Raw genomic sequence first — 5969 nt, 5'->3', positions numbered from 1 at the left:
AGCATCCCGAGCGTGCCGGCGCCGACGACCGCGACGGTCTCGCCGGGACGCGGCGCCGCGTGCCGGACGGCCCCGGCGATGACCGCGGCCGGCTCCAGCAGTGCCGCCGCGCGCAGGTCGGCGCCGGGCGGCAGCACGTGCAGCAGCCGCGCGGGGACCAGCAGGTGGTCGGCGAACGCGCCGGGCCGGGTGAAGCCCGTCTCGTCGTAGCGGCTCGCGCACAGGTTCGGGGCGCCCTCCCGGCAGCGTCCGCACGCCATGCAGCCGCGGAACCCCTCGCCGACGACGGGCGCGCCGACCAGCGACGGGTCGGTGTCGGGGCCGACCGCGTCGACCGTGCCGGACCACTCGTGCCCGGGGACGACCGGATAGCCGGCGAAACCCTCGGGGCGCGCGCCGTCGAACAGCTCGCGGTCGCTGCCGCACAGCCCGGCGGCGGCGACCCGGACCCGGGCCTCGCCGCGGCCCGGCTCCGGCGGGTCGCCGGCCTCGATCCGCCAGCGGCCCGGCGCCTCCACGAGCACCGCGCGGCTCAACGGCGCGTCCCGCGGAAGTGCCAGCCGTCGGCGTACAGGTCGAAGTCGGCGTGCTGCTGGGGGAAGGCGGCGACCGCGTCGAGGTCCAGTTCCACGCCGAGGCCGGGCGCCTCCGGCAGGGCGAAGTACCCGTCGACGACCTGCGGGGCGCCCTTCGCGACGTCCTTGACGGCGGCGTCGGCGAAGTCGTTGAAGTGCTCCAGGATCTTGAAGTTGGGGGTGCAGACGCCGAGCTGGAGGCTCGCGGCGGTCAGCACCGGCCCGCCGACGTTGTGCGGCGCGACCTGCACGTAGTAGGTCTCGGCGGTCGCGGCGAGCTTGCGGACCTCGGCGATGCCGCCGCTGTGCCCGACGTCGGGCTGCAGGACGTCGGCCGCCTGCAGCTCCAGCAGCTCGCGGAACTCGATGCGGTCGTGGACGCGCTCGCCCGTCGCGATCGGCAGCCCGGTGTGCGCGGAGACCTTGGCGAGCGCCTTGAGGTTTTCCGGCGGGACGGGCTCCTCCAGCCACGCCGGGTCGAACGGGGCGAGCAGGCCGGCGAGCCGGATCGCGGTGGCGGGGGAGAAGCGGCCGTGCATCTCGACGAGCAGCTCGACGTCGGGGCCGACCGCGTCCCGCACCGCCTCGACCAGGTCGATGGCCAGCACCGTCTCCGCGTGGTCCAGTTCCATCCGCCCCGCGCCGAACGGGTCGAGCTTGAGCGCCCGGTAGCCGCGCTCGACGACGCCCTTGGCCGCCGCGTGGAAGTCCTCGGGCGTCCGGTCGACGGTGTACCAGCCGTTCGCGTACGCCTTCACGCGGTCGCGCACCTTGCCGCCGAGCAGCCGCCACACCGGCTGGCCGAGCGCCTTGCCGACGATGTCCCAGCACGCCATCTCGACGCACGCGATGCCCGACATGACGATCTCGCCCGCGCGGCCGAAGTCGCCGTACTTCATCCGGTGGACGAGGTCCTCGATGTCGAACGGGTCGCTGCCCGCGATGTGCCGGCGCTCCGCCTCGGCGAGGTAGCCGACCAGCGCGTCGGTGTGGCCGAGCATCCGGGCCTCGCCGACGCCGGTGAGCCCCTCGTCGGTGCGGACGGTCACGAACGTGAGGTTCCGCCAGGGCGTGCCCAGGACATGGGTGCCGATCTCGGTGATGCGCAACGTGCCGCCCCTCTCAATCAACCTGGCACTAGCTTGTGTTAGCGCTAACATTCTGCGCCCGCGGAACCGGTCCCTCCCGCGCCCGGGGTCAGCGGCCGCCGGGCCGCACGGCCGTGCTCTCCCTCACCACCAGCTCGGGTTCCACGGTGCGGCGCGCCGGCGGGCCGGCGCCCTCGCCCGCGGGGTCGTCGACGCGTTCCAGCAGCAGCTGGAACGCGTGCCGCCCGACCTCGCCGAACGGCTGCCGGACGCTGGTCAGCGGCGGCGCGAAGTAGGGCGCCTCCGGAACGTCGTCGAAGCCCACCACGCTCACCTCCTCCGGGACGCGGCGGCCCGCCTCGCGCAGCGCGCGCAGCAGGCCGAGGGCCATGGGGTCGTTGGCGGCGAACACCGCGGTCACCGCCGGGTCGGCGGCCAGCCGCCGGCCGAGCTCGTACCCCGACCGGGCGCTCCAGTCGCCGGCCAGCGGCTCGGGGACCTCCCGGCCCTCCTCCGCCAGCACCGAGCGCCAGCCGTCCACGCGGGCGCTCGCGTCGATCCAGTCCGCGGGGCCCGCCATGTGCCACACGGTCTCGTGGCCGAGGCTCAGCAGGTGCCGGACGGCCCGCACCGCGCCCGCGCGGTGGTCCACCGCCGCGACCGGCACCGGCAGGTCGTCGCCCGCGCCGACCGCCACCACCGGCATGTCCGGCGGGAGCCGCCGCAGCCCCTCGGCCGCCGACTGGTGCGGCGCGATGATGACGATCCCGTCCACCGACTGGGCGCGCAGCCGCTGCACGCCGTCCTCGATGGAGCGCCGGGTGAGCGAGCCGAGGCTGGCGATGTTGATCATGTAGTCGGCGGTGCGCGCGGCCCGCTCGATCCCGTACAGGGTCGAGGCGGGCCCGTACAGCGTCGTGTCGAAGCTGACCACGCCGAGCACCCCGGACCGGCCGGTCGCGAGGACGCGCGCCGCCGAGTTCGGCCGGTAGTCCAGCTCGCGCATCGCGGCGAGCACCCGCTCGCGGGTCCGCGGCGCGACCTTGCCGGGGTCGTTCAGCACCCGCGACACCGTCATCGCCGACACGCCCGCGAGCGCCGCGACGTCGTCCATGACCGCCGCGCGCGACCGCCCCCCGCCCGGCCCGGACGGGCCGGTGCCGGGCGGGGGAGGCGGCGCTGCGGTGGTCACTGTGATCTGCTCCACATCGGTCGGGTGCCCTGAATGTTTGCGGTAACGCAAAGCGATGTCAATACCCAGGAAACAATCGTGGTAGCGCAAACATCTCTCCGGACGGCCGGCAGCCCGATGACGCACGACTCAGCGCTGACCGAGCGGCACGTGGCCGGGCGGCCGGGCGCGCATCGCGATCCGGTAACGGCGCTCTCCCCGGCGGGCCGGAGCCGGGACACTTCCGGTGCGTCCGGGAAAGCACGGTGTGCCCGCCCGTGGGATCCCGGTACCGGGAGACGGTCCCGGGGCCCGAGCATGGAAAGGATGGTCGTGGTGATATCCGCCCCGCGGAGGCGCAGGTCGCCACCGTGGTTCGGCGCGGAGACGAGGCGCGCCCTCGCCGCCGGCCTCGCGGTGGCCGCGCTCGCCTTCGCCGCGGGATGGCCGTACTGGCGCGACCACGCCGCCGCCGCGGCGCTCTCCCTCGTCAGCACCGGCGGGATCGCGATCGTCGGCGCGCTGCTGGCGACGGGCGCCCGCACCCGGCGGACGGGCCTGCTGTTCCTCGCCGCGTCCCTGTTCTGGGCGGTGAACTGGCTGGCGAGCTGGAACGCCGGGCCCGGGCCGCTGCTGTCCCCGTACGCCCAGGCCGACTTCTACCTCACCCTCGCGGTGGGCGTCCTGCTGTACCCGGCCGGGCGGCTGGAGTACCGCGCCGACCGGATCTGGACGGTGTTCGCCTGCGCGGTCCTGTGGGGCTGCCCGACCGCGCTGTGGGTCACCTCGCGCCCGCAGTGGGCCGCTTTCCGCGGGCGGCACGTGTGGTGGCCGGCGCCGTTCCCCGACCACGCGGCGTTCCGCGTCGTCCTGGAGGTCTCCGCCGCGCTGTACCTGGTGCTCGCCGTCTCCTTCGCCGTCGTCCTGCTGCTGCGGCTGCCGAAGATGAGCCGGATGCGGCGCGTGGTCGCGCTCCCGGTCACCCTGGCCCTGGCCTTCGTCGGGCTCTCCGCGGCGCTGACGCAGCGGCCGATCATGGAGGAGTCCATCTCGCTGGACGCGCTGCTGCGGGTGTACGCGATCCAGGGCGCGGTGTCCGCCCTCATCCCGCTCGCGCTGCTGGCGTCCGGGCTGCGGGTCCGGCTCGCGGAGCTGGCCGTGGCCGGGCGGATGCTGCGGCTGACCGCCCCGGTGTCGGTGGAGCGGATCCGCGACGCCCTGCGCGACGTCCTGCAGGACCCGTCCCTGCAGCTGTGGTTCTGGGCGCCCGCCGAGCAGGTCTACGTCGACATCTCCGGACGTCCCGTCGCCATGGACCTCGATGACGCGCTGCCGGCGGGCCGGGACGCCGGCGACCCGGCGGAGGGGGACGCGGGGCGGTGGCGCCGCCGGGTCGAGACCGCCGCCGGCGAACCCCTCGCGATCGTGGAGCTCGGCGCGGCGCTGCGCGACCACGGGTCGCTGGTCGAGGCGGCGCTGGAGGCCGGCGGCCGGGCGCTGGAGACGGCGCGGCTGCAGTCCAACGTCCAGGCCGGCCTGGAGCAGGTGCGGTCGGCGTACGAGCGGCTGGTGCGCGCCGAGACCGTGGAACGCGAGCGCCTCGCCCGCGACCTGCACGATGGCGCGCAGCAGCGGCTGCTGGCGCTCGGCGCGATGCTCGGCACCCTGGAGGCCCTCGCCGAGGACCCGGCCGTCAAGGAGCATGCGCGCACCTGCCGCGCCGAGCTGATGGCGGCGCTCGCCGAGCTGCGCGCGCTCGCCCGCGAGGTGCAGCCCGCACTGCTCGTCCAGGACGGCCTCGGCCCGGCGCTGGAGGTCGTCGCCGAGCGGCTCGGCACGCGGGTGCTGCTCGACGTGACCGCCGAGCGCTACTCCCGCGAAATCGAGTCCACGCTTTACTCCGTGCTTTGCGAGGCTTTGTCGTACGCTGTCGAGCGCGCGCGGGCGACCCGCGTGACCGTCCGGGTGCGCCCGGACGGCCACCTCCTGGTGGCCGAGGTCAGCGACGACGGGGAACGGCCGGACGGGGAGCCCGGCGCGGTCCCGGGCGGGCTGGCCGGGCGGATCAGGGCGCTGCGCGGGCACGTGGAAATCGACGGCGAGCCCGCCCGGGGCACGACGGTAAGGATGGTCCTGCCATGCGAGTAGCCGTGGCGGAGGACAGCGGGATCTTCCGGCAGGCCCTGGTCACCCTGCTCACCACGGTCGGCATCGAGGTGACGGTGTCGGCGGGGTCGGGCGAGGAGCTGCTCGCCCGCGTCGCCGAGGACCCGCCGGACGTCGCGATCGTCGACCTGCACATGCCGCCGACCCACACCAACGAGGGCGTGGTCGCGGCGCGCGAGCTGATGCGGCGCCACCCCGGGATCGGGGTGCTGGTGCTGTCGGCCTTCAACGAGACGCCGCAGGCGATGGAGCTGTTCCGCGACCAGCCGCGGCGCGTCGGCTACCTGCTGAAGGACCACGTCACCGACGTCGACAACCTGCGCGGCGCGCTGGAGCGGGTGATGCGCGGCGAGGTCGTCATCGACCCGGAGGTGGTGAGCCGGCTGGTCGAGGCCCGGCACCGGGAGCGCGAGCTGTCCCGGCTGTCCGGCCGCGAGCGGGAGGTGCTCGGCCTGATGGCGGAGGGGCACTCCAACGCGGGGATCGGCAAGCGGCTGCACCTGTCCGCCCGCACCGTGGAGGACCACGTCCGGGCCATCTTCACCAAGCTCAAGATCACCTCGTCGGGCGGCCCGCCGGGGCCGCAGGACAGCAACAAGCGGGTGCTGGCGGTGCTCACCTGGCTGCGCGCCGCCGAGACGCGCTGATCCGCCCGTCCCGCGCATCGATCGGGTAACGGGCTTTCGCGCACGGCGGCGCGGCGGAGAGAATTCAGCGTACGAGTCCGGTCGCGGAACGTGACGCCGGTGGTGGCCCCCGCACGCCACCGGGCGCACCGCGGGCCGTGCCCGTGGCCGTCCGGCGTCCCATCCTCCCGCCGCCGCGCCCCGGGCGCATCCGGGGAAACCCGAGGCCCGCCCGGTGGTTTCCCGGGTCCCGCGGCCGCCGGCTCGCCGAGTGCGCGGCCCCCGGGCCCCCGGACGAGGAAGGGACGGCATTTGAGCTCGGTGCGCGTGCGGGCGCCGTCAT

5 protein-coding genes are annotated in these 5969 nt (G+C 75.3%); 2 read left to right on the top strand and 3 right to left on the bottom strand.

Going from position 1 to position 5969, the window contains the following annotated elements; translation table 11 throughout:
• The 3 genes from F9B16_RS48775 to F9B16_RS48765 all read right to left on the bottom strand — a co-directional run.
• A partial coding sequence (locus F9B16_RS48775; RefSeq protein WP_151547076.1) for a zinc-dependent alcohol dehydrogenase occupies nt 1-536 on the bottom strand: 536 nt, incomplete at its 3' end.
• Entirely contained in the window at nt 533-1684 is a 1152-nt protein-coding gene (locus F9B16_RS48770) for a mandelate racemase/muconate lactonizing enzyme family protein (protein WP_151547075.1), read from the bottom strand. The genes F9B16_RS48770 and F9B16_RS48775, both read right to left, overlap by 4 nt.
• Before the next feature lie 88 nt (nt 1685-1772).
• Nucleotides 1773-2855, bottom strand: a complete 1083-nt coding sequence (locus tag F9B16_RS48765; protein ID WP_225992643.1) for a LacI family DNA-binding transcriptional regulator — start codon at nt 2853-2855, stop codon at nt 1773-1775.
• 315 nt (nt 2856-3170) lie between these two features.
• Between F9B16_RS48765 and F9B16_RS48760 the strand changes: the two genes are divergently transcribed.
• On the top strand, nt 3171-4982 hold the full coding sequence (locus tag F9B16_RS48760; RefSeq protein ID WP_192809377.1) for a histidine kinase: 1812 nt from the start codon (nt 3171-3173) through the stop codon (nt 4980-4982).
• A complete protein-coding gene (locus tag F9B16_RS48755; protein WP_151547073.1) occupies nt 4973-5647 on the top strand; it encodes a response regulator transcription factor in 675 nt (224 codons plus the stop codon). The genes F9B16_RS48760 and F9B16_RS48755 overlap by 10 nt, the downstream gene beginning before the upstream one ends.
• Nucleotides 5648-5969 lie beyond the last annotated feature (322 nt).

The sequence above is a fragment of the Actinomadura montaniterrae genome, assembly GCF_008923365.1.
Classification (GTDB): domain Bacteria; phylum Actinomycetota; class Actinomycetes; order Streptosporangiales; family Streptosporangiaceae; genus Spirillospora; species Spirillospora montaniterrae.
Note: the sequence above shows the minus strand (reverse complement) of the source record. Positions and strands in the feature narration are given on the sequence as shown.